Annotated in this window: 23 protein-coding genes; 17 read left to right on the top strand and 6 right to left on the bottom strand. The window is 62.0% G+C overall.

What is annotated here, in order from left to right:
- The first annotated feature begins 8 nt into the window (after window positions 1-8).
- The 13 genes from CH294_RS25925 to CH294_RS25990 all read left to right on the top strand — a co-directional run bounded on the left by CH294_RS25925 (window position 9) and on the right by CH294_RS25990 (window position 11,845).
- Complete coding sequence (locus tag CH294_RS25925) at window positions 9-269, top strand: phosphopantetheine-binding protein (protein ID WP_032382025.1); 261 nt, start codon at window positions 9-11, stop codon at window positions 267-269.
- Window positions 266-1,849, top strand: a complete 1,584-nt coding sequence (locus tag CH294_RS25930) for an AMP-binding protein (protein ID WP_015586172.1) — start codon at window positions 266-268, stop codon at window positions 1,847-1,849. Before CH294_RS25925 ends, CH294_RS25930 begins: the two co-directional genes overlap by 4 nt.
- On the top strand, window positions 1,846-3,690 hold the full coding sequence (locus CH294_RS25935) for a condensation domain-containing protein (RefSeq protein WP_015586173.1): 1,845 nt from the start codon (window positions 1,846-1,848) through the stop codon (window positions 3,688-3,690). The genes CH294_RS25930 and CH294_RS25935 overlap by 4 nt, the downstream gene beginning before the upstream one ends.
- On the top strand, window positions 3,674-4,996 hold the full coding sequence (ccrA, locus tag CH294_RS25940) for a crotonyl-CoA carboxylase/reductase (protein ID WP_015586174.1): 1,323 nt from the start codon (window positions 3,674-3,676) through the stop codon (window positions 4,994-4,996). Before CH294_RS25935 ends, ccrA begins: the two co-directional genes overlap by 17 nt.
- Window positions 4,993-5,448 (top strand): cobalamin B12-binding domain-containing protein, encoded by a 456-nt coding sequence (locus CH294_RS25945; RefSeq protein WP_015586175.1) that lies wholly within the window; start codon window positions 4,993-4,995, stop codon window positions 5,446-5,448. The genes ccrA and CH294_RS25945 overlap by 4 nt, the downstream gene beginning before the upstream one ends.
- Window positions 5,445-6,200: a methylmalonyl Co-A mutase-associated GTPase MeaB gene (gene meaB, locus CH294_RS25950; protein ID WP_015586176.1), complete on the top strand. Its 756-nt coding sequence runs from the start codon at window positions 5,445-5,447 to the stop codon at window positions 6,198-6,200. Before CH294_RS25945 ends, meaB begins: the two co-directional genes overlap by 4 nt.
- A gap of 312 nt (window positions 6,201-6,512) precedes the next feature.
- A complete protein-coding gene (gene mce / locus CH294_RS25955; RefSeq protein WP_015586177.1) occupies window positions 6,513-6,947 on the top strand; it encodes a methylmalonyl-CoA epimerase in 435 nt (144 codons plus the stop codon).
- A 208-nt stretch (window positions 6,948-7,155) separates the two neighbouring features.
- On the top strand, window positions 7,156-8,355 hold the full coding sequence (locus CH294_RS25960) for a hypothetical protein (RefSeq protein WP_032384406.1): 1,200 nt from the start codon (window positions 7,156-7,158) through the stop codon (window positions 8,353-8,355).
- On the top strand, window positions 8,352-8,504 hold the full coding sequence (locus tag CH294_RS27640) for a hypothetical protein (protein ID WP_155289037.1): 153 nt from the start codon (window positions 8,352-8,354) through the stop codon (window positions 8,502-8,504). The genes CH294_RS25960 and CH294_RS27640 overlap by 4 nt, the downstream gene beginning before the upstream one ends.
- A gap of 390 nt (window positions 8,505-8,894) precedes the next feature.
- Entirely contained in the window at window positions 8,895-9,731 is an 837-nt protein-coding gene (locus CH294_RS25970; protein ID WP_015586180.1) for a hypothetical protein, read from the top strand.
- A gap of 311 nt (window positions 9,732-10,042) precedes the next feature.
- Window positions 10,043-10,798, top strand: a complete 756-nt coding sequence (locus tag CH294_RS25980; protein WP_139278554.1) for a hypothetical protein — start codon at window positions 10,043-10,045, stop codon at window positions 10,796-10,798.
- A 101-nt stretch (window positions 10,799-10,899) separates the two neighbouring features.
- Complete coding sequence (locus CH294_RS25985; protein ID WP_141215467.1) at window positions 10,900-11,490, top strand: hypothetical protein; 591 nt, start codon at window positions 10,900-10,902, stop codon at window positions 11,488-11,490.
- A gap of 115 nt (window positions 11,491-11,605) precedes the next feature.
- Window positions 11,606-11,845 (top strand): hypothetical protein, encoded by a 240-nt coding sequence (locus CH294_RS25990; RefSeq protein ID WP_141215468.1) that lies wholly within the window; start codon window positions 11,606-11,608, stop codon window positions 11,843-11,845.
- Window positions 11,846-11,922: 77 nt separating this feature from the next.
- On the opposite strand, the gene CH294_RS25995 is transcribed toward CH294_RS25990, so the two are convergent.
- Window positions 11,923-12,762: a hypothetical protein gene (locus CH294_RS25995; protein WP_141215047.1), complete on the bottom strand. Its 840-nt coding sequence runs from the start codon at window positions 12,760-12,762 to the stop codon at window positions 11,923-11,925.
- A 549-nt stretch (window positions 12,763-13,311) separates the two neighbouring features.
- Window positions 13,312-14,289: a hypothetical protein gene (locus CH294_RS26000; protein ID WP_032407140.1), complete on the bottom strand. Its 978-nt coding sequence runs from the start codon at window positions 14,287-14,289 to the stop codon at window positions 13,312-13,314.
- A gap of 389 nt (window positions 14,290-14,678) precedes the next feature.
- On the opposite strand from CH294_RS26000, the gene CH294_RS26005 reads away from it, so the two are divergent.
- The 4 genes from CH294_RS26005 (at window position 14,679) to CH294_RS26020 (ending at window position 18,954) form a co-directional block, all read left to right on the top strand.
- On the top strand, window positions 14,679-15,857 hold the full coding sequence (locus CH294_RS26005; protein ID WP_139278552.1) for a histidine kinase: 1,179 nt from the start codon (window positions 14,679-14,681) through the stop codon (window positions 15,855-15,857).
- Window positions 15,854-16,522, top strand: coding sequence for a response regulator transcription factor (locus tag CH294_RS26010; RefSeq protein WP_015586188.1), 669 nt, complete (start codon window positions 15,854-15,856; stop codon window positions 16,520-16,522). The genes CH294_RS26005 and CH294_RS26010 overlap by 4 nt, the downstream gene beginning before the upstream one ends.
- Before the next feature lie 72 nt (window positions 16,523-16,594).
- Window positions 16,595-17,797 (top strand): glycosyltransferase 87 family protein, encoded by a 1,203-nt coding sequence (locus CH294_RS26015; RefSeq protein ID WP_015586189.1) that lies wholly within the window; start codon window positions 16,595-16,597, stop codon window positions 17,795-17,797.
- Window positions 17,794-18,954, top strand: a complete 1,161-nt coding sequence (locus CH294_RS26020) for a glycosyltransferase family 4 protein (protein ID WP_015586190.1) — start codon at window positions 17,794-17,796, stop codon at window positions 18,952-18,954. The genes CH294_RS26015 and CH294_RS26020 overlap by 4 nt, the downstream gene beginning before the upstream one ends.
- Before the next feature lie 289 nt (window positions 18,955-19,243).
- Here the strand turns inward: CH294_RS26020 and CH294_RS26025 are convergent, their stop codons facing one another.
- Genes CH294_RS26025 through CH294_RS27930 form a run of 4 tightly spaced genes read right to left on the bottom strand, consistent with a single transcriptional unit; the run spans window position 19,244 to window position 24,363 of the window.
- Entirely contained in the window at window positions 19,244-19,621 is a 378-nt protein-coding gene (locus CH294_RS26025; RefSeq protein ID WP_015586192.1) for a hypothetical protein, read from the bottom strand.
- Window positions 19,618-21,699, bottom strand: a complete 2,082-nt coding sequence (locus CH294_RS26030; protein ID WP_015586193.1) for a hypothetical protein — start codon at window positions 21,697-21,699, stop codon at window positions 19,618-19,620. The genes CH294_RS26025 and CH294_RS26030 overlap by 4 nt, the downstream gene beginning before the upstream one ends.
- Window positions 21,696-23,615 (bottom strand): hypothetical protein, encoded by a 1,920-nt coding sequence (locus CH294_RS26035; protein ID WP_015586194.1) that lies wholly within the window; start codon window positions 23,613-23,615, stop codon window positions 21,696-21,698. The genes CH294_RS26030 and CH294_RS26035 overlap by 4 nt, the downstream gene beginning before the upstream one ends.
- Window positions 23,608-24,363, bottom strand: a complete 756-nt coding sequence (locus CH294_RS27930) for a site-specific integrase (RefSeq protein WP_230598334.1) — start codon at window positions 24,361-24,363, stop codon at window positions 23,608-23,610. Before CH294_RS27930 ends, CH294_RS26035 begins: the two co-directional genes overlap by 8 nt.
- Between the last annotated feature and the right edge of the window lie 78 nt (window positions 24,364-24,441).

Raw genomic sequence — 24,441 nt, forward strand, 5'->3', positions numbered from 1 at the left:
AGAGAAATATGAGCAAACAACGGATGGCTACCACTATTACGAGTTTCTGGGAACGGGCTCTCGGCGAAGAAAATCTCACGCTCGATGACAATTTCTTCGATTTGGGCGGTGATTCGCTCACGGCCGCGAAAATCCTTGCCCTTATCCAGCGGGAGTATGGGCTGCAAGCGGAATTGCATCTAATTTTTAACAACCCCACCATCGAAGAATTCGTGGAGGCCGTTGATGAAGAACTAGCAGGGGTAGCGCCGCGGGGAGAAGATGCATGACCGCCCCAAAATTCAAGTCACTGTGGGGAGGTCCGGCGACACCCGATTGTCACTTAACTGGATTTGTTCGCCGTGTCACCCACGATCCGGGGCGTACGGCTGTAGTCGACGCCGATCGTTCGTACACCTACGGAGAACTGGCAGCTTGGGCGCAAACGGTGTCGTCCAACTTGACGCTGGCCGGCGTGAACGTAGGAGACCGGGTTGCGGTATCGCTTCCGCGAGGCGCGGGTGCAGTCGCTGCATTACTCGGGGTGCTGCTGCATGGAGCGACGTACGTCCCGTTGGACCCCGAGTACCCCGTGGAACGGATTCAGTTCATGGTGGATGACTGCGCACCTCGCGCCCTAATCGCCACCACGCGATCACGTGTGAACCACCACGCCCCGCTGGTCGACATCGGGCTGCCCCCCGGAGTAACCCAACCGATCGACCTGCGCGCCGTCGCGTGCGATGCCGCACTTCCGGTCTACATCATCTACACATCCGGATCGACCGGCTGGCCGAAGGGCGTAGCGCTGAACCATCTCTGCATCGACACAATGGTCGATTGGCAAACATCCCACTCACCCCACCCCGAACTACGCACCGCACAGTTCGCCCCGCTAAATTTCGACGTCTCGTTCCAGGAGATATTGGGCACGCTGTGCGGCGGCGGCACGCTTGCGATCATGCCGGAGAAGCTACGCCGTGAACCAGCCCAATTGCTTCGATGGCTCTCCGATCAACGAATCGAGCGGCTGTTCGTCCCATTCGTTGCGTTGCAGATGCTGGCAGTGACGGCCCAGCGGGACATGCTGGCGCAACTGTGCTTGGTCGAGGTAAATACCGCCGGTGAGCAAGTAGTGTGCTCGGAAGATATTCGCGCAATGTTCGCATGTATGCCCGGCTGCCGGCTGGTCAACCACTACGGACAAAGCGAATCCGCCATGGTGACCTCGCACATCCTGGGGCCCGATCCGTATGCCTGGCCCAATCTGCCACCAATCGGCGAACCCCTGCCGGGATGCGAACTACTCATCGCGCCGGAAGTTCCAGAAACTCCGAACATCGGAGAGCTTCTCGTATCCGGAAATCCATTGTCGGATGGATATCTGGGGCGTCCCGAGCTGACAGTGGAGCGCTACGTCAGCATCCTTCCCTCACCAGCCGGTAACACCCGAGCCTTCCGTACCGGTGACCTGGTGGAGCTGACAGACAGCGGCTTGCGCTTCCTATCCCGAATGGACAGCCAGATCAAAGTGCGGGGAATCCGCGTTGATCTCCTAGAAATCGATGCGCAGTTGCTAACAGCTCCCGACTTCGCTGCAGCGGCGACGGTCATGGTGGTGACTAAGTCCGGCCATGCCAGCCTGCGCGCCGCAGTAGTCCTTCGTGAGGGCTGCACCGGCCCAGTCGAGGCCAACGCTCTTAAGCGACTACGCAAGGTACTGCCCGAGGTTTCGGTCCCTGTTTCGGTGACGGAACTGCCCGAACTGCCCAGGACCCCCAGCGGGAAGGTTAATCGTGAGAGAGTCGCTGAGCTCATCGCAGATGACTGCCGGCGGCGTCGCCGACACAGTCAGGGCGGTGACGAATGACCACAATCCTGCACGATAGGCCCGCCGATGCGGGCCAATACGCACTCTGGGCCGAAGCCACGATTGATCCCTCGATTAGTGGCGGCGGATATTTCGTGGCGACCTTTCGCGGTGTACTTGACGAGCATCACCTCGAGGCCGCTGCGCGCGCCGTGCTTGAACGACACGAGCCGCTGCGGTCGGTGCTGCGGCTTGTGCGGGGACAGTTGCGCCAGTGCGTCCTGCCGGCACTTGAGGCATGTTCTTTCGAGCGCGCCACTATCCCATGCGAAGACGGCTCCGAGTCGGCGGCGGTCCGAGAATGGTGCAAGCAGCGCGAACAGGACAAGCGCTGGGACCTAGCCACCGAGGCACCAATTCGTTTCCAACTTCTAACCCATGCTCCCAACCGCTGCTCGATGGTCTTCGAGGCTCATCACGCCGGCTTTGACGGGCGCAGCAAGTTTATTGTCGCCCGCGATTTCTCGAACTATCTGGGGAAACTGAGAATCGGCCATCAAGTGAATCCGACGCCGCTGGCCGCGCCCAGTACGCCCGTTGCCACGGAGGCAGTCACCGCGGAGGCCATCGAATTTTGGCGTACTGCTATCGACAAACGGATGCCCTTGACACTTCCCGAGGGCGGCCGTCTGGGGCAGCGGTCCATTGCTGCCTCGCCGACAATCGAACTGGAGCCCTCAGCGGTTGCCGCCCTTCGCGCGATCGCTCAAAACCTGCAGGTGAGCACATTCACGATGCTTTTCGCAGCGCTCACTCGACAAATGACGGCTTACGACAACATTGATCCGGTGTTGTCTGTGGCTTCGGACGTCAGTGACGAACACACCGGACATGTCGCCGGCTTGCAAACCAACGTGGTCCCCGTATCCATCGAAACCTCCCGCCAGATGGCGACGGAAAAATCCGTTGCCTCGGCCCGCCGGGCGCTCACACACTTGGCTCGCTATCGCCGCGTCCCGTTCGTGGACCTGGTGTCCGGTGTGCCCGGCAGACCCCTCGCTCGGCTCAGTACTGAGCTCGGCCTGTCATTTCCCCGTCCGCCAGCCCAACTTGACCTGGAAATCCCCGGCCTACGTTCGGAGTGGGAGTTTTTCACGCCAAACACAAACGCTGCTTTGGCCAGAACGCTGCAGATCCGTGCGCACTGGCCGCAGTGCCGGGTGCGGCTCGACTATCGCCAGGATCTGATGGGTGCAGCGGAAGCAGAAATATTTCTTGCCGATTTTCGCACTGCTGTCACAGATCTCGCTTCAGACCGAGAAACATCCTTGGTCAGCTCTACGAGCAAAGTCCGGCCCCGAGCAGCCGGCGCGGGGACCCCGTACATCTGTGCTGGCGTCCGCGCGGGGACACTATGTAACGACGACGCTCCCCACCCTCCGCGCTTGATGCCATCGGACGGTGTGAGATTCACCGTGCGTGGCCGGTCGGAACAGTTACTGCCCTGTTGTATAGCGGGCACGATCTGGGTTCATCTCGCCGACGGCCGCGAGGTTTGCACCGACGACTGTGGGTACGTCGCGGCAGACGGCGAGATGCGACACCTAGGACCTCGGGAGGGTCGGTGGATCCGCACCCGAAGCCTCATTGATGCCTCCGCAGTCGCCCGCGTCGCCCGAACCCACACTTGGGTACGAGAGGCGGAAGTGCAGCTGGTGAGGGGCCGTACCGACACCGCGGTGCTCAGTGTGTCTGGACCAACTCGCAATGTCCCGAGCGCACGAGAAATCCGAGCACATCTGCGGACTTTTCTGCACGCCAGTGATCTGCCTGGACGTATCAAAATCACCTGTACCGACACCCTACCGACGAACAAGGATGACAATGAACGAACTCTCTGAAGCTGTAATCGCGGGTGCCTCTCCGGACGTACTTGAGAGCCTTCCCGTCCCACCTGAATACAACGCCGCCTACCTAGATGTAGAAGACATCCAGATTTTCGCCGGCGTCGAGGACAAAGACGTTCGAAAGTCGATTCACCTCGGCAGTGTGCCCATGCCGGAACTTGCTCCTGATGAGGTGTTGGTCGCTGTTATGGCAGCGGCGATGAACTACAACACAATCTGGTCCGCTACCTTCGAGCCGATCCCCACTTTCAACTTCCTGCGGCACTACGCAAAACAGGGCGGCTGGGCCTCTCGTCACGACCAGCCGTACCACGTACTGGGGTCGGACGCAGCCGGGGTGATCGTGCGCGTCGGGGCCGGTGTGCGCAAGTGGAAGGTCGGGGACCATGTCGCCGTAGGGACGGCTCATGTCGATGACCAGGAACCGCTCACCCATCACGACGGCATGCTCGGCCACGAGCAGCGAGCATGGGGGTTTGAGACAAACTTCGGAGGCCTCGCTGACTATGCGGTCGTCCGCGCGAGTCAATTACTACCCAAGGCAGCGCACCTCACCTGGGAAGAGGCTGCCAGCAACCCATTGTGCGCGGGAACGGCCTACCGGATGCTCGTCAGCGAGCGCGGTGCCAACATGCGTCAAGGCGATGTAGTCCTCATTTGGGGCGCGGCGGGTGGCCTCGGTGGCTACGCCGTGCAATTCGTCCGCAACGGCGGCGGCATACCAATCGGCATAGTCAGCTCGGACGCAAAAGCCGAGGTCGCCCGCAAGCTTGGCTGTGAGCTGGTCATCGATCGGCGCGAGATCGGTGAGATTTCCGCTGACCCGGACGCCACCGTCGCGGCAGGAAAACTGCTGGGCAAGATCATCAGGCGAGAGATCGGAGAGGATCCGAACATCGTCTTCGAGCACGTTGGCCGCGAGACCTTCGGCCTCTCGGTATTCGTGGCCCGCCGCGGCGGCACAATCGTCACCTGTGGATCGAGCACGGGTTACCAACACACGTTCGACAACCGCTACTTGTGGATGCGCCTGAAAAGAATAGTAGGCAGCCACGGGGCGAATTTGTACGAGCAGTGGCAGACGAACCGCCTCATCCAGCGCGGCCAAGTGCAACCTATGTTGTCTGAAGTGCACCCGTTTCAAGAGACACCAGAAGCCGCACGCAGGATTCAACTAAACGAGCACCTCGGCAAAGTTGGCATACTTTGCCTAGCACCCTCGAGTGGGCTCGGTGTCACCGACGTCGACCTGCGTTCCCGGATCGGCGAGGCGCGGATCACACCGCTGGTGACGGCATGACAGCTCCGAACCCGAGCTTCGACGCAGGAAAGGCCGAAGGCCGCGTGCATCGTGTCCGAGTGGTGGTTGCCAAACCTGGGCTGGATGGCCACGATCGCGGTGCCAAAGTGGTGGCGCGCGCACTTCGTGATGCCGGCATGGAAGTTATCTACACCGGATTGCGTCAGACACCCGAGCAAATCGTCCGCACCACTTTGGAAGAGGGTGCCGACGCTGTCGGTCTGTCACTGCTATCGGGCGCTCACATGGAACTGGTACCCCGCGTAATCGAGCTGTTGGCCGAGAATAACGCGATGGAGATACCCATCTTCTGTGGCGGCGTCATTCCACCTGGAGACGCACGCAAGCTCGCTGAAATGGGAGTGCTCCGGGTCTTTACCTCTCGGGATTCCCTTCAGGAGATCACCCGTTGGGCACAAACGAACCTACATCCGCTCAAGGAGACGGAGTGACGAGGCACCAGAACTGTCAGACCTTGGAGTCTGCACGGCAAGGCAATATCAGGGCGCTGGCGCAACTAATGACTCGCGCGGAGAACTACGCCATCACTGAGGTTGACGTCATCTCTCCGGCTGCACCGGACCACCCCCGAACCGCCTGTACGGTGATTGGCTTGACAGGTCCTCCTGGTGTCGGAAAGTCGACGTTGATTTCATGTCTTATCGCCGAGTACCGCAAGCGGGGTCAGCGCGTGGCAGTGCTCTGCTTTGATCCGTCATCGCCGATAACCGGCGGTGCGCTCCTCGGTGACCGCATCCGTATGCAGGAGCACTCAGATGATCCCGGAGTTTTCATTCGGTCAGTGTCCAGTCGTGGCCATCTCGGAGGACTTTCGGCCACGGCCAGGACAATGATCGCGATCCTGTCTGAGATCGAATTTGACAGGATCTTGATCGAGACGGTCGGAACCGGGCAGTCAGAGGTGGAAATCGCATCAATCGCGGACGACACCATCGTTGTTCTAGCGCCTGGAGCAGGTGACGGCATCCAAATGGCCAAGGCTGGTGTTCTGGAAATCGCCGACCTCTACGTCGTAAACAAGGCAGATCAGAACGGAGTCCACGCAGTACTTCGCGAACTCCAGGCCGTGATCGAGCTTGGTCAACGCGACGTCCCCATTGTGACGACTACCGCCAGCCGTCAAGAAGGGGCCGCCGAGGTAGTTAGAGCCCTTGAGGCCAAGCGAAAATCTCCTATGACGTAGAGCTGGAGCAGATCGTTCCTCCAGTCATTACCTCTGCCGCGCTTTGCAAAGCAGCGAAGCTTTGGGCCACCGTTAGGTGATCGAAGTCTGCGACATCGACGGGGACACCTGCATGGCACGAAATCACCTGCGCAGCGGCTTGAACTGGGCCCGAGTCAAGGGTTGGGCTGAATTTGACGACCTAGGCAACCAAGCAAAGTAGGGACTGTTGGCAGAGTTCAGATTGACTGATCTTGTAAATATCAGTCAGACAAGCGGATTCGGTCATGTCAGCATGTTGCATAGCGAGCAGTTATGCGGTGGACTGTAGGCATGCTGACTCGAATTGACCATATCGGGATTGTTTGTTTCGACCTCGACAAAACCGTCGAATTCTACAGTGCCACCTATGGATTCGAGGTTACTCACCTGGAATCGAACGAGGAGGAGGGTATCCGTGAAGCGATGTTGAAGATCAACGAGACCCCGGACGGTTACGCCTCGTACCTCCAGCTGCTGGGCTCGACCCGGGACGACTCAGTAGTAGGCAAGTGGCTGGCCAAGAACGGAGAAGGCGTCCACCACATCGCATTCGGCACGAACGACGTGAGTGGCGAAACAGAAGCCATACGGAGTAAGGGCGTCCGGGCACTCTACGACGAGCCGAGACAAGGTTCAATGGGGTCCCGAATCAACTTCCTGCACCCAAAGGATTGCCACGGGGTCTTGACTGAACTCGTCACCGCCGCAACACCAGACTCCGAATGACAACTGCCAGTTAATGTTGCGATGGTCCATATCGTCAGAGTGTTGATGCGGATTTGTGCCATGGAGTGGTAGACGAGGGGGCGGGATGGGAAAATTGGCGCGGCGTTCGGATAGAAGAGGGCAGAAGCCTCGGAATGCGAAGGGCACTCGGGTTCGCCGTGATGGATTCGACGGTGAGTTCGTTCCAGGGCAACAATTTTCGGTCGACATGCGTATCCGCCGTCAGGCCGCCGAGGTGCTGGAAGCAAAGGTCACCGCGGCGCGGTGGCCCCTTGTGCTCGAGGCCATCGAGGCCGCAGCCTGGCCGGTGGAGACCTACCTGGGAAAATTCCTTAAGGGCGGCTACGACGTGATCCGGTTTCGGTCCGACCCGGCCGACGTGGGCGAGATGCTCCATAGGTTGTCCCGGATGACGAAGCTGCCGGTCGAAGCTGTTGCGCGGGAGCCCCACAAGCACTTGCCCTTCTGGCTCGATGACGAACCGGAATCGCACGATGTCGGCCTGCAGCCCTTCCGTTGGTTCCAGATGCTTTACTACAGCCACTTCCTTCTGCGCGCGTCGACGGCGGACCGGTATGCCTACTATGCGACGCCGGAGATGTCTGCGTTGATCGAGGCCGGCCAGAGTGCCGATCGAGACCATGATGTTGCTGTGACCGTGGCCGATCTTCCCTCGAGCAGAGGAGTTCTCTATCTCGCTCCAGCGGATGGAGTGCCCGACCACGGGCGGGTCCTGGTGTGGAACGAGACAGGTCGCGACAGTGGAAGTGGAACCGATGTTCTCCTGATAGCCATGCTTACCGTTCCTGCTTTGCGGTGGTGGTTGGCGCGGGCCGACGGGGCACTTCCTACTGACGGAAACCGGTTGTACCGCGTCGTCAACGACTACCTACCGGTGTTTCCTTTCGCCGAGGTCCAGCTCAGCCCAGCCGAATCCGATGCTGCGCCCAGTGCACCGAACCGATCAGGAGGCGCGGGTTTCACGGACGTCGGTCCCGACGAACCTGCGCATTCCGTGACCGCCATGAATGACCTGGATTACGTTGCGCGAACGTTCTTCTCGATGGTGAACATGCTGCGAGGCAACAAGTTCGTGGAGTCCACCCGCCAGCAGTCGGCGCGCATGCGAGACAACGACGGCGTAGTCAAGCGGATGCGTGAGGTGACGTATTTGTCGTACCGGCAGCCGCGGTCTGCATCCAGTGCTTCATCGTCGGAAGGATCTGGCAAGCTCTCGCACCGCCACGTCGTTCGGGGGCATTGGCGTCGGCATTGGTATCCATCGCAGAAGCGTCATCTACCCATGTGGATCGATGAGCATTTGCAGGGGCCCGCGGATGCCCCGATTGTCGTCAAGAGCAAGGTGACTGTGGTGCGCCCGCCTGCGGAGAATGAGAGTGTTGAATGACCAACGACCGTAGTTTCGATCCGGACGCCGATCACGGCCAGGCGGGCTGGGTGACTCTGCCCAGTGGACAGCGTGCTTACCGCTACCACGGCTCGGACGACCTGATCTACGACGGAGCAACCGCCCCCGAGGCCGACGCGTCGAACTAGACGTAGATTGGAACTCCTCGGCGCAGGCTCGAGAAGACCGATGCACCGTCATGCCGGAAAGAACGACGCAGCTCGTCCAGTCATTCACATGAATGATTGTTGCCTGGGAACCACAAAGCAGCGCTGTGCGTCCAACACAGCATGGACGACGACGAGTGCGCAGCCATCCGTGACGAGGGGCGCGACCCCAGCGACCCGGCCGTCGTAAGCGCCCTCGACCAGGTGAAACGAACGCTTCACCTATACCGGCATCTCGCCTGGACCTTCACGGCAGACGACCTCGACACTCGCACCCTCCACCGCTGAACGCGCCCACCTGCACGTTCGACAATCGAACATGCGTTCGATACGGTGTGGTGGTTCCTATCGGCGCGCGAAAGGTCGATCCACATGGCCACCGTCGACGCAATCGGGGACCTCACCGGCTTGGGCAAGGCCGAACAGCTCGCCGCGCTCCGACGCAGCATGGCCGCGATCCCCGGACGACGTGTCCACGCACCCATCGAGCCCGTCGACGCATCCCTGTTCGCCCCATCTCAGCCAACGGCCCCGCCCGCCGACGAACAGACCCTCAGCGGCCCTGTGCGTTCACAGACCCTGCGCACCATCCCCGTGCCCACGCCACTGTCGGAACTCCTCCCACGCGGTGCGCTGGCCCGCGGAACGGCCATCTCGATTACTGGTGCCGGATCGATCCTCGTCGGTCTCGTCGCTACAGCCAGCGCGGCCGGCCACCACGTCGCATTGATCGGGCAGTCGAAGTTCGGACTCCTCGCCGTCCACGAGCAGGGCGGCGACCTGTCGAAAATCCACCTGATCGACCCAGGCCAAACAGACCCCCTCGACGCTGCGAGCCTCTGTATCGAGGGCCTCGATCTGGTCGTGACGACCGTGCACGGACGCGATGTTCCGCCAACCCGGGCGCGTGCCCTGTTGGCCCGAAACCGTACGCACGCAGGAATTCTCGCGATCACGAACGGACGCATGCCCGGTCTCGACCTGGCAGTCTCCTCGCGGCCTGTCGCGTACGGCGGAATCGAGCAGGGCAGGGGCCGTATCCGGTCGATCACCCTCGAGACCACCGTGCACGGGCGCGGTATCGCCGAGCGCACCGGCCGCTACACCCTCACCGCGCCCACGTTCGGCGAACAGGGCCTGCGGTGGATCCCGAGCAGCGTCGACGCGGCCGTCCTGCACCGGCCACACGGTCTGGCGGTCGTGCAGTGAGCCCCGAGATGTACGAGAACTGGCCCGTCACTTTCGATCCGCCCACACGCCTCGTTGTCGATCCCCCTCAGAGAGTCTTGGTCAGCGTCGCGCTCACCGTGGCTGGCTCGTCTGGAGGATCCTTCCGTGACGGGGTGCCGCTCAAAGTCCGGTCGGAAGGTCTCGCGATGGACGTCAAGGCCCCTGGGCTTTTTCACGCATGGGCGAAAACTGGAAGGGGACAGTGGATTTGCTGCCTAAGTTTCAAAATTCCGATCGGGAACGGCAAGGGGTACCTTCAGCTCTTATGACGGTCGTTCATCTTGTGTCTATTGTCCAAGGTTGATTTAGAGGCTGCCTGCGATCAACGACTCCGGCGGTTGTGTGCGGACTCGATCGCCTGCCCGGGAGAAGCGTGCCGCCGGCTGGAAGATGCGCCCCTGCTCGGGGAGGTCGAAGCGAACGAGGTCAAGTGTAAATTCGAGACGGTGAATGTCCCGACGTGGCAACAACTCACAGCGCGCAATGCCGCGGCGACCGACCTCAACATGTCAGGCTCGCTGCACGTTGTCGGTGTGACCGACACAGGCTTCGTCGACGACCGTTTCGAGTTCCGCTACGGCCGGGGTGACCGCTGGTGGGTCGAACGCAATGGCGAGATCGTCTACTCATCGTCGAGCTCCACTGATACGGTCCCCGTCGCCCGCATCGATGGACAGATGGTCCACCAACGCACCACCAGCCTGATCCGCCTCGGCGCACTGTTCACCCCGCGAGATCTCTTCGGCCCGCGTTCACTCCTGACTCGGCGCACACCACCTCAGCACGTCACCCAGGGCCCGACGGCGATCGACCACGCTGACCGTCCGGCATGGTCGACCGAGCTGACATCGCCCACTGGACTCACCACGACAATCGTCATCGACGATGGAACCGGCCTCATCGCGAGCCTAAGCAGCCGCGATCACAGCAAGGCGCTCCACCTCGAGAAACTGACCGAACACGCTGAACTGCCCGACGATCGATTCGCGTGGGACGGTGACACCATCGAATCGAATGATCTGAGGAGCTTCCGGCTGTCCTGGTAGCTCACTGCCGAGTGACCCTGGCTGGTACGTGGTATCCGATCTGCATGCAGACGTGCGCGTATTCCTGCATGCACGGGTCGACGTGCGGATGTGGTCGATCCGTGCGCAGATCAGTTCTGGGGCGGGCAGCATGGACGACCATGGGCGATGTCATCGAGTTTGTGCCGCGGTTCTCACTGACTGATCGGCAGCGGAAGTTGTTACGGATCCACGCGTGGGTGTGCGCCGACATGGCGTACGACGACGTCGAGGAGCGCGGTGATGATCCGGTCGACACGGTGCGGTGGTGGTATTTGTTGAACCGACTTCCCGAATGCACATTCGCCGAGTCCGCTCTGTGGCGACGTCAGATGGCCCGATCTTTCGACGACTTGGCTCAGGACCTCGACGCCGGTCGGCTACCCCGGCCTCACACGATCGCCGAACAGCTCGCGCTCATGATCGTCATCGCCCAAGCCGCCGCAGCGCTGGCCGATGAGGTGTACGGCGACGATGTTGCCGTACTGGCGTCCCATCCGCGGGACGTCGACTGGGACGCCGTCACAGACGTTCTGATGGGCGACCGCGATGTCGAGGTGTTCTATCACCCGGCGACAGCGGCACACGGTCTACGTGTCTTTCCATGCGATACGTGGTTCACGGCCATGGACGGACACGAGCCACGTGACCCTCGGCGGGGATTTCGACGGTAGAAGCCTCGGGTCATCGCGAACACAACGCGACCAGCAACTTGCCATTGTTCGGCAGGTCTTTGATGCTTGATGGTGTTGTGCACTATGGCTTTCCGTGTTCGGGTACGGTGCGATTATGGCTACGAACATGCTTATCGACCCGGCTCGTGTCGTCACCGCCCGAGGCCGTCACCTCGGGAATTATCGCTTCGGGCTCGTCCGCTACGAGCCTGAGAAGTGGGGGCGGATCATCACAGCCCCAGATGAGGGTCAGACGATTCTCGTTGCACCGGTCGACGGCTCGGACGCGTTCGATCTATCGGTGATCCGCGACGCTGAGTTCGACGTTCTTCCGGTTACCTCGGATGGTGTCTGAGCCGCCCAGGGGGAGAAGCAGAGGGCTGACACCGTCGAGTGTGCTTCCGCGGCTGGGGGTGTGAGCCTTTGCTCGTGTCATCCGAGGCGACGGGACGGGCGGGGCACTTTCTCGGGTTCGTTGTTGTCGACGACGTTCCAGTAGCGGCCGTTGGCGTCCATTACCGAGTACCAGATGCTAACGAATGCGGGAGCCGGGTTCTGCTCGGCGGGATCGTCTGATTCCCACCGGATATTGAACGTTTCACCCGCCTCGAGCACGGCCTGCCTCCGCCAACCACCCGATCTGATCGGTGTGTCCTCCGACAGGGCTGTCTCTGCGAACGCCCGCATATTCACCGCGTCAGCGTCGTCTTCGACCTGGGCGCGGAAGCCGTGAATTTCGATCTCGTACAGCGGGTCCTTGCTGCGATTGGTGAATTCTGTGCGCCACTGTTGCTTTCGGTTCGCGTCGAGGCCGTCGGGCCACGGGAGCATGTGCAGTAGTCGGACCTGGTTCGCCTGGTCCTCCAGGTCCGAATGCCGCGTCGATTGGTACGACCGGAGGGCGAGTACGACGCCTGCGGCGGTGAACAGAGCACCACCTGCCGAGACCCATGCCGGCAGCGAGCCCAGATCCACGTTGGTGTGGGTACTCGTCAGAGCAAGGACGGCGACCAGGCCGAGCGCTACGGCCATGGACCACGCCCAGTCTCTTTTGCGTGGACGGGCACGCCAGAAATCGCTGATGGGGCACCCGATCGCGGCACAGCCCAATACAAGGCCTATGAGAGCTGTGGCTACCCAGAACTCCTGGAAGACCCGATCTACGGTCCACCCCGTCCGGTGGAGGGAAAAGGTGCCGAAAATGACGGCGAGTGCACCGCACACCAGGCCTGCGATGCGGCTCCAGGGGCGATCTCCACGCATTGCTTTCACCCAATCACCCTAAGGAGGTGAGCCCACCTGTGCCGCCTGCAGGCACCCTCGCGCCTGGCCGGGTTGGTGTGCAGTGCAACCATCGACTGCGAACTTCCGAACTGACCACGAACAGGCAGACTGGCGCAGCAGGGGCAAGGCCGCACAACGACCCCAGCCGCCCTGGAAGCTAGGCCGTAAGCACCGTGGCACTCGCGCACCAGACAGCTACACAGCACCCCTAGAGCCCGCCCCAGCACGATCGGCAGCCTGGCCGGGCCTTGCCCAACGGACGGTTCAACGCGCGTTCTCTGCGATCGACACCTGCTCGTCGTAGAGCACCGCGTCGAAGTGCACGAAGTTGCACCGCCTCGAATACGCCGGCTTCGTCATCGCCACCAATGCCAACAACGTGAGGGTGGATTCGTAGAGTGCGAACCATTCGTTCTCTGACCGTTTGCAAATGCGGGGTTCATCGCCGTGTGCGAGGTGATTGCGGGCGTCGACGAGGTCTCCTTCCCTTACCGCCCTCGGGCAGTTGGCCGCAGAGCCGATTTTGGGCCTCAGGCACTACGACGCGAAGGTTCCAGCCCAGTCACCAAGGGCGGTGACAAAACCTGCAGTGTCATCTGGGTCGACCTCGGCGATCCACTCGTGGCCGCGACGTATGCGCAGCTTGCCGTACGGGTTGGGTCTGCCCGGGGAATGTGTGTGCGGTCCGAAGCGAACGGGAGTGATGTAGCACGGTGTGTCGCCGTCGCTGATTTTCCCGGGGTGCACAGCGACAACGCAGTGTGCCTCGCAGGGATCGGTATGTGCCCGTGCGCGTCCGCCGTGATGGTTGCATGCAGCGACGAGTTGTTCCATCCGTCGGATTTGTTTCGCGGCCCTCAATCGGTCTCCGAAATCGAGTCCTTCGCTGTAGCAGGTGCGTAGGTAGCCGGATGCGCCTTCGGGTAGAGGTCCTATGGAGCCGAATTCTTGAACGCGGGTGACCAGGCCGGCTTGATTGACTCTGCTGTCGGTTTCGTATTCGTCGCGAGTGTGGTCGAGTAGGTCGCGTCGTTCGTCAGCGTCGGTTTCGAGTTCATCGGCAACAGAGAGTCGTTGTGTGGTGGTCAGGTCGTCGAGTAGGGAGATGAAGTAGTCGTCGACGAGCTGCTCTGCCAGTGCCGAGGACGTCCACGTTTCTCCATGGCGCAGGCCGTCGGTCGAAACTGTTTGTGGCCCAATTCTATTGGATGTTCGGAGCTGCACGATCAATTTCGATATGGCCGTGGCTATCTCTGGGTAGGTGTCGAGCCACATAGCTGCGTCCCATGCGGATTCCGATAGTTGAGTGAGGTAAAAAGCAAGGCTGTGAGCGTACGAGGCGCTGGCGACGGTGGTGATCTTGATGGAATGTTCTTCTGAGTCGAAGCCCGGCCACGTCGCGATTACCGCTGCCCGGTCGTGTGATGCCTTCATTACGCTGTAGCTGGTCATGATGGTGCCGCCTTCTCGTTTGAGAGCCGGGCCGAGCCGGGCGACCAGGAGTGCACGTGGCACTGCCAGACTGGTTGCCAAGCAGGGACAGCCGAAATAGTGGAAGATTCGCCGGAAACCCCGTAGCACCACCACGGCGTCGCTCCTGACCATTCGAGTATGTCACCCGAACGTGGCTGAGGGCAACGACAAGGGCTATGTCCGGCTCGCCGTAGGTCGTTCAACCTGTGTCACCGTCCACAGTCGATCTAGAAGCTGTCTGCGATCAGCTTCGCCGCGCGCCCACGACTGCATCGTGGGCGGCCGCGCAATCTTCGATTTGAAGCGGATCTTCTCAAAGTAGGGTCGTGTCGGTGATTGCCGAACTGACAGCCGGAATCAAAACGGCCCTGCGCCCGACGTTGCCCACAATGAGAGGGCGGACCGACGAGCCTGGTAGTCGGCCGAGATTCATGGCGCTTGCAGCTGGAGCGGTGCTTGTCGCCGTGCTGTTCGGTACTGCGATAGGTCAACTGACGAGTATGGTCAACTCGGTCGCCGCCAGTTACGTCCTCGGCGCTGTTCAGACACTTCCCCTCCTTCTGATCCGGGTGGCACCTCTGCTGACCTGGCAGTTGATCGCACTCGGGATGTTCGCCGGAACGCTGTCAGGGCTGGTTCAGGAAGAGGTTTTCCCATGGCCGGCGGCAAGTTGCATTGCGGCGGGGCTCGCCCTGTATCGAGTGGCCCGAGTGCATCCGCCGAACGTGGGAGCCGCGGTCGCCCTCGTGTCCTTCCTGGCGGTCGTGGTCCCGACTGTCTTGACGGTGAAGATGCCACCGTTCGCTTTGCTGATCATTGCCGCGACGTTGGCTGCGATCACCGTCGCGGGAGTGGTCATGATGCGACTGTCGTCGGCGGAAACCGCCCTGGCGGACGAACAGCAGCTCCGCATGGGACAGGAGCGGCGTCAGGCGGTGATCGAAGAGCGGGCGCGGATCGCACGGGAACTGCACGATGTAGTGGCGCACCACATGTCGATGATCGCGGTGCAGGCACAGGCCGCACGGTTCAAGAGCCCCGACCTCCCACCCGAGGCGATTGCGACGTTCGACGACATACATCGCGCATCGGCAACCGCACTGACCGAGATGCGCCAGGTTATCGAGGTCCTTCGTGACCCGGACGAGGCAACTGAACACTCACCGGCACCGAACCTGTCCGACATCGGCGCCCTTGTGAGCCAATGGAGCGCGGCCGGAGCCCACGTCACGTTGTATACGGACGGGGAGCTCGACACGCTGCCGGAAGCGCTGTCCACTACCGTCTACCGCATCCTCCAGGAATCGCTCGCCAATGCAGCACGTCACGCACCCGGCACGAAGGTTGAGATACGCGTGACCCGCACGAACGACGAGCTTCGGGTGACTGTCGGCAACGAAACCGAACAGGTGTCCGCCGATTCGAGAGGCCGAGGACACGGACTTGTCGGTATCTCCGAGCGGGCAGCCGCATTCGGCGGAAGCATGACTGCCGGGATGACGAAGAACGGACGATTCGAGGTGTCTGTAATCTTCCCAGTTCGCGGACGAAACATCCCACCACGCAGTAACATTGGCGATGATCCGAGCGCAGTGGAGCGCCGCCGATGACCATCAGGGTTCTGCTGGCGGACGACCAGGAATTGGTGCGCGACGGAATCGCAGCCGTACTCAGGGCCGAACCTGACATCGTCGTGGTCGGTGAGGCCGCGAACGGTGCGGAGGCCGTCGATCTTGCTGTCAGCCTGCGGCCCGACGTTGTCGTGATGGACATCCGAATGCCAGTGCTCGATGGAATCCGGGCGACCGAGCAGATCCTCGCATCACTGGGCGAGAGGACGAACTCGATCCGCGTGCTGATGCTCACGACGTTCGACCTCGACGATTACGTGTACGAAGCGCTCAGTGTCGGTGCAAGCGGGTTTCTGCTCAAGCAATCCACCGCAGCGGATTTCGTCCGGGGCGTCCGCACAGTCGCGTCCGGGGAATCGATGCTGGCACCGACTGTCACAACCCGGCTCATCTCGGAGTTCGCCCGGCGTCGGCGCGGTCGCCCGAACACCGCCGCAGTGTCGGCGTTGACTCCCCGAGAGCTCGACGTGTTGGACGCTCTGGCCACGGGTCTGTCGAATCGAGAGATCGCGTCCGATCTCGTGCTGGCGGAGGAGACAGTGAAGACCCACGTCGGGCGGATTCTCACCAAGCTCGACCTTCGTGACCGGACGCAGGCTGTCGTTTTCTACTACGAAAATGAACTCTCCCACCGACTCGACTAGCTCCTCCGGGGGATGCCGAGTTTGGCTCCGATGCGTGACGACATAGTCCCACTGTCTTTGTAGCGTCGAAACATGCTCTTACAGAGGGATTCTCGTAGCATTGTCGGTCGGGACCGCCTACTCGTCGGGATCTACGTGGCACTCGCCGCGTACACGGCCGTGTACGTGATGACCACCGAATTGACCACGCATCGGGTGTGGGGAGTGTGCGCTGTCACTGGCTATCTCGCTGCGGGTGCGGTCCTGTTGCGATCACGTAATCGACCTCGAGCGGCTGGTGTCGCTGTGTTGGGCGCTGTGTTGGTTCCGATGATCGTGCTGATCGGGGGCGCACTCGCGCAGCTCGAGGTTGCAGTAGTCATCGACTCGGCCCGCCACTTGCTCGACACCGGCAGTCCATATGTCAATGACCCTCACGAGCTGACTCAGTACAACCCGTACCTTCCGGCGATGGCGTTGTTCGGGCTGCCTGGCGTCGTCCTGGAGGGTCCGCTCGGGGACCCCAGAGTCTGGTTCGGAGTGTTCTTCGCCGCCTGTGTGCTCATCGTTGTTCGGCTGACGAGATCCGACCGGGGACGAATCGATCAGGAGTCGTTCGGGAAGCTCGGGCTTCTCACAGCGTCCCCTCTCATCGCGATTCCGCTGTGCACAGGTGGGGTGGATCTGCCGGTCATCGGTGCTTGTCTGCTCGGTTTGGCGCTGATGGCGGCAGACCGCCGATGGGCCGCGGCTGCTGTGTTGGCGTTCGCATGCGCACTGAAGTGGACCGCATGGCCGGTAGCCATCGTCGCGTTGGTACTACATCGTCAACGCGCCGGTACATGGTCAGCAGTGCGGGTCAGTGCGGTGTCCGTTGCTCTGGCGGGAGCGGTAGTCGTTCCTCCAGTGATCCTCGATGGCGGCGCACTGGTGGAGCACACGGTGTTGTTCCCACTCGGTCGCGCAGACGTTCCGACTCCGGCAGGCTCGTCGGTGATCGGCGGCGCGTTGGCGGAAGCGGGCGAGTACGGCCACATCGTTTCTTTGCTCGCACTTTTCGTCGGTGCCATCGTCATCGGAATCAGACTGTGCGTGAAACCACCGCGCACGTTCGCGGCGGCCTGCTCGATCGCTGCACTCGGGCTCACCGTGCTGTTCCTTCTTGCCCCTTCGGCCAGGTTCGGGTACTTCGCCTACCCTTTGATGTTCTGGGGAATGGCGTGGATTGCGAGGGTTCCCGGAACGGACACCGCCGTCTCGAGTCCCAATCGTGAAAGCGAGCGGGTCGCGGCATGAGCCGGACCTTGATCGTGACCAACGACTTCCCGCCGAGGCAGGGCGGCATCGAAACGTTCGCATCGGAAATGGCTCACCGCTTTCCGTCCGAGTCGATCGTGGTCTACACCTCGGCGGAACGCGGAGCAGCCGCATACGACGCTTCGCTTCCATTCTTGGTCATACGGGACCGCAGCCGAACCCTGCTTCCGACGGGACGGGTGATGCGCAGGGCAGGTCGAATCGCGCTCGAACACGGCTGCGATACCGCGTGGATCGCTGCCGCAGCTCCCCTGGGCCTGATCGCTCCCGCGCTTCGGGCCTGCGGGGTGAAGCGGGTCGTCGCCACCACTCACGGGCATGAAACATGGTGGGCCAAGGTTCCTTTGACGCGGTGGGGATTGCACACAATTGGCCGTTGGGTCGACGTGCTGACGTACATCTCCGGCCATACCTACCGCGCAATCCTGCCAGCGGTTACGCCCGATACAGCGTTGGTGCGTTTGAGCCCGGGCGTCGACGTCGAACAATTCAACCCCGTGCGCGGCTCCGTGGCGGGCCCCGATCCATCCCCGGACGGCAACAGCGGCGTGATCGTGTGCACCGCGCGTCTCGTCCCGCGGAAAGGCCAGGACTCGTTGATTCGTGCGCTTCCTGCGGTTCTGGAACGACATCCCGACACCACGTTGCTTCTCGTCGGCGACGGCCCTGACCGTCGACGTCTGCAGCGTCTGGCCCGGACAAAGGGCGTGGAGAACGCGGTGACCTTCGTTGGGGGACTTCCGCACGAGCTCGTTGCGCAAGTCCTCGCCGGCGCCACGATCTTCGCGATGCCGTGCCGAACGCGTCGCCTGGGACTCGAAGAGGAGGGACTCGGTATCGCATACCTGGAGGCCTCCGCCATGGGACTGCCGATCATCGCGGGTGATTCCGGAGGTGCCCCCGAAACCGTGCAGGCAGGCCGAACTGGCTATGTAGTCAAAGACGTCGAGCAATTGACCCAAGCCATCGTCGAACTCCTCGACAACCCGGTCCGCGCCCGCGCGATGGGTGAACGCGGACGCAGTTGGGTTGCGGCGCAATGGACTTGGAATACCGCGTATTCAACTCTTCTCACTGCTCTGTTCCCGAACGTCCTGGCAGACGGCCAGGATCGGTCGAGTACGCCACAACAGTGATTCGCAAAACCGCCTGACCCTGCGATCTAGACCTACAGCTCAGAGCGGTGGCGGTAACTCGGGGCGGGTGTGAGCCGGTCCGGGCACGAGAGCTGCAACACCGGAGTCGCCGGAGCTTCGAGGTGGGGTGAGATTGTCGCATTGGGCTCAAGGCTTCGCTCCATTCGCGTTGGCCACTGGCTTGCGTATCCGCCCGGGAAGCGTTTGGGCACGCGATATGTCAACCTGACCAGCGAGGTCACGGCTACGGCCGACGCGGATCGGAGTTGGGCTGGAGAAGGTGCCAGCTTCATCGAGGTCTGAGTGTGGTGACGCCGGACGTCTTATCGAGCTCCGCTGTCATCGCTGCGTTGTCGAGGGTGAGTTGACGGATTGCGTTCGCGTAGATCGCCACTAGCTTTTTCAGGTCGGAGTTATCGCGCCGCAGTCGAGCGAGATCGTCTGCTGCACTGTCTTTTCGGCTGACCTGTGTCGCTGCCCGACTCTTGTTTTGTTGCTGGAACCAGGTGATGAGGGCGGGATAGTTCCGGTAGAACGTCGCGTGGGTAATGCCGAGACGGTCCTCTACCGAGGTGACGGTTGCTCGACGCCCCGATGTTTCGCATTCGGTAAGCACGCCATCCATCGCGGCCTGGACTGCGGCGTCATCGGGGAGTGGTTTCTTCACGGTGCTGTGAGTGAAACGTTGTGCTCGTCGGTGAGGAATTCTGCGATTTCGGATCGTTTGAGTTGGAGGCGGTGACGAACATAGGGGCCCAGACGGACGGTGTCGGAGAGTTCGCGGTCGTAGGACTGCAGCGCTTCCTTCATCTGCTCGCGGTTGCCGGTGGTCAGTGCTGCGTTGCGGCAGCGCAGTGGTTGGCAGTCCGGCAGTGACGGTCCGTCTCGTCCGTCGCTTCGTCGGCAGAGCGCGCGGTCGGGGTTGTGGACGCAGGTCACGAATTCGCCTGGGTAGATGTGGGGGTCGTGACGTGCCATGTGGCGTTGCATTCGTTTGGGGTCGTTGATGACCGTGCCGTCGAATCGAACGTGACGCTCGAATTCAGCGAGCCGTCGTTCTGCCTCGGCGGCGGCGGGTCCGGTCAGACGGTGCAGATCCGGGTTGGTGATCAGGTCGGCGAGCTTGTCGCCGCGGGCGATGTCGTCTTCGGCTTCGTCGCGGAACCCCGACTGGGAGGTGCCGGCGTAGCCCTCGAACATCTGGACGCGCACGTGGCGATATTGCAGTGCCCCGGCGATGCTCCCGCCGGGGCGTCTCGCGATGTACCAGGCCAGGGTTCGCCGGAACTGTCGGCTGCTCAGCTTCCATGCCGCGCCATTGACCTCGGGAATCCGATCGCGGTGACCGAGTTTGCTGCTGAATTTGTCGATCCAACTTACGAAGTCGGCCAGGTCGCGGTTCGTGGCAGCGGTAGATTTCACATGGTTGGGCCGCGGGCTGCCGCTTCTTCTCGAGGTCGGGGGCAGCGCAAACAGGTATTTCTCCGTCGTGGGTTGCAACCGTTCCAGGACTGCAACTGCCCGTTGTGCAGGCGCGGTAACGACCCAGGTGGCGGCGACCCCGGTGGCCTGTCGTTCACCTTTGAACGCCACTCCGGTTATCCGGTGCCTTGCGACCTTTCCGGTGTCGTCCCGCCATACCGATACGCATCCTCGCTGTAGGTGTTTGACCTCGCTGTCCCGCATGCCGGAGAGGTAGATGATCACGATGTAGCAGGCGATGTACAGCATCCTGGTGAGTTCTTCGAGTTCCGCATATCGGATCCGTCCCCGCCAGAGTTGTCCGTCCAACAGTCCGTCGATCGGTGCCCGCAGGTAGGTGTCGTCGTCGATCCCGAGCTCGGCGACGGCAGCGATGATGACCGCGCCGGCGGGCCGGGTCGGGCCGACGACCGAGCGGCCGAGATTGGCTTCGCGGCGCAGGTGACTCAAATTCACCGTTCCTTGGTAGGCCGGAAGCGCGCGTCGTTCACCGCGATAGCGAGCTATTACCCGGGAGATCGCCGCGACGTTGGCCCGTGTGTCTGTCTGCGGCCCTCGGCGATCTTGTCCCGGCGCGGCCGGGGGTCTTTGCAGCGTGTGCCACTCTGCCCCGGCGCGGAGCACATCGGGTGCGAAATCGTCGACCCATCGCATGGCCCAGACCAGTAGCGGTGCGTGCACCTGCTCGGGTATGCGGGCGGTCTCGTTCTCGTGTCCGTGCTGGGAGTGTCCGGACCGGGGTGTATCGAGGGCGGCGGCCGGATCGAAGGTCAAAGGATCATCGAGGTGTGCACGGCAGAGCCACAGCAGCTGAAAGGCCCGCGGAAGGTGCGCTCTGCTTCCGTCGGTGAGGCGGAGCTCGTGCACATGCTGCTTGAAGGCCCGTAGGTCGTCGCGCGTGATCGCGGAGATCGAGCGTAGGCCACGGTTGTCGACCCAGCGCAGGACCGCACCCACTTGCCCGGACAGGTTTGCGACCGTGTCGATCGCCTTGATGCGTTCGCACCCGCGAGGACGATCCGCCCGGAGCAATGCGTAAGTAACCTGTTTCGCGACCTCGCGAAAACTCTTAGGAACATTGGTGAAGTCGATGGATATCTGCTTCTGGTGTTGTTGTCGCTGTGCGGGTCCCAGCCTCCACACCATGTCCGAAAAGCGTGCCGTGTCTTCGAGTACCGCGCCCGGTCGCAAAGTTCGGTCCCCGAGCACCAGCGTTTCGGCAGATATCCGTGCTGGCCCGGGGTGGGGTGCTGGCAAGCTCATGCGAGTTCCTTCAATCCGTCGAGCAGGTCGGCGGGTAGGTCGTCAGGTTTCGCGGCGCGGGCCTGTTCCTGTTGCGCATCAGTAAATTTGGGAAGTATCAGGCGGGTGATGATCAGCCAAGTGACGCCGTGCCGACCACACCAATCGTCGATGTCGCGTTGGTCGAGATCACGTTGAAGCCAGTCGAGCAACGAGAAAAGGTGGGGGAGGTGGCGTTCGGTGACCAACGCGTTCGGGCAGCGCAGGCAGGTCAGGAAGGACACCCCACACACTCCGCCGCCGCTGAATGGGCTGTGCTCGAAGTCCAGACACGAACTCACCAAGGTGTCCAGTTCGCCGTCGACTGCGCGCCGGATCTGATCGACCGAAACACCCAGTCCGGCGGCGGTGCCAGTTGGATCCGACACGAATGCAGCCGCCCCAGTGGGTCCGAGAATTCTCCCACGGAAGGCATGAGCATTGTGTTCTGCCTCGTGGAGTGCTTCGGTGAGTACCTCATCGGCCCAGTCACGCACCCTAGGATCGCTACGCAGGTAGTGCAGAAATGACACATCCGGCGTGTTCGTTCTCGACGCAGACCTGAGATGCCCTCCGACAGCGCGTGTTCGACGCACTTCCACCGTGGTTTTCAGACGGTTCATCGACAACACCAACGGTTCCGCCCCCGGACCATTGCCGTCGGCTGTCAGACCATGCTGCGCAACCCACTTGCGATGCTCGAGCCATCGGCCAACCTGCAGATCGAAAGGGTCGATGTGACCGTTGGCTGCCGAGCGCGTCCGGATGAAGTCCGCTGTTCCTCGCATGTTGTCACGTGTCCAAATGGACCACACCCGTCGGCTACCGCTGAATGCTCTGCTACTGCTGGTCAACTCGTGGAGCAGTAGGAAGAAGCCGCCGGGGGTGTGCAGTCCGGAGTCGTTCGGGCCGCCCTCCCAGTGCACTGTTTCGCAGGTACGAGCCTTTCCTCGCCGGCGCTTGATCACGTTGACCGCTACCGCGCGATCCTCCAGAACGCGGTGCTCGGGCGAAAGCTCCTTGATTGTTTCGCTGTTACGGCCACTGAGTCCGACGCCCAGCACGAGCAGGGGCAGCACGTCGCGGGTCGTGAGAAATAGTTGACCGGCCTTCGTCAGCCATCCGGCCAGGTCGGTGACAGATCCGGAGACAGTGCTCGGGCGTTGCGGTGGTGTGACGGCACCGGTGCTCGCCATCTCCGCCAGATGCGCGGCTCGCTCGCGTTCTGCCGCTGAAAGCGTGTGCGGCTGCAGCTCGAACACGGACAGCAATCGCCGCGACGACCGCAGCCGCCCGCGAAGGGCAGCGACGTCCGAACGTGCCGCTGCCATGATCGCCATGAACTCGCGGTCCGAGTATCCGGGAGCCGCGCCGGCCCCGGGTCGGTGAGGTTCATGGAAGTCACCCGGTCGCGCTACGTATTCTGCGACCTCCCAGTGCAATCGGGTGACCGGCAGGTGGCGAAGTATCAGTTTCACTGCAGCCATCTGTTGGGTCACGCGCGTCGCAGTGGTTCTTTTGAGCTGCAGTGCGCGATAGTGCTCGAGATTCGCCACCGTCACTCGGTCCAAACAGACAGGCGGCTGTGGGAGATCGCCGAGGAACCTCAGGAAACGCTGCAGAGTGATCCACCCGTTGTCGGCACCCGAACGGGTGCGCACCTGACCCACCGGCCCGATTCGAGCCGCCCATGCGACAGCCAGATCGGCGTGAAGCTCAGGGCAGGGCAACCGCGCGAACGAATAGTGCGCTGTCCTGTTGTCCTCGCCGTAGAACCGCACAACCGGCGGGTCGCCTGCTGATTGCTCGGTGACATCGGGCTGGTAGTAGCCATCTGGATGCGGTGCCACGTGATGCAGTCCCGCACGGCGCACTTGGCCGTTGATCGGCTCAGACAACGCAATTGTCCGCGCAGGATAAGTCGGGGTCGACTCGCTTCTCGACAACGGTGGGCTCCCACCCGTCGGGGACCAACGCCACGCGCGTCTCCATCTCCAATTCCGAGAGGGTGTGCAGGTAGATCTGTGTCGTCTCGATCGAGCGATGCCCCAATCGAATGCGGATCCAGTTCAGCGGGTCGCCGAACACACGTTGGTACGTCTCGCGCTGAGGTCCCGACATCGGTGTCAGCTCCTTGATATGCCCGCGCCACAGTTGTTCGAGAGTGATCACGGCAAACGAATGCCGAAGCATGTGCGGATGACACCGGATCGGGACCTCGCGGCGCACACAGCGGCGGTTTGCTGTCTTGAACACTTCCTGCCACGCGGACGGCTTGCTCGGAAGACCGTCCTCGTTGATCCACAGGGCAATTGGCTCCAAGCCCTCGCGGCACTCGATGAAAGTACGGCGCCGCTCGTCGTGGGTGAGCTTGGCAGCGTCGACCCGTTCGCCGCCGATTCGAACGAACGGCCGAAGCCGATTGGCAACGATCAGCGGACTCCGAATCTGCTCGTACGCGCCGTTCGCCTGGGCCATCTCGATGGCTTCCGCCCGCTCTATCGCGATGTAGTTCCATACCTCGGTCAACGTCGACATCGGGAAGTAGATGTGGCGGGCCGATCCACCCTTGGCGATACTCCGCGGAAGCCACGATCGAACGTTCAACGTGCCCGCTACTGGGTGAGGGAATTCGAACACACTCAAGCTTGTCTGCTCGGACAACCGTAAACCGGTGCGAATCATCAGGTCGCAATAAGCCCCGTTCCGTGAGGCAAACCGTCC

Source organism: Rhodococcus sp. 14-2483-1-1 (assembly GCF_002259335.1).
GTDB lineage: Bacteria > Actinomycetota > Actinomycetes > Mycobacteriales > Mycobacteriaceae > Rhodococcoides.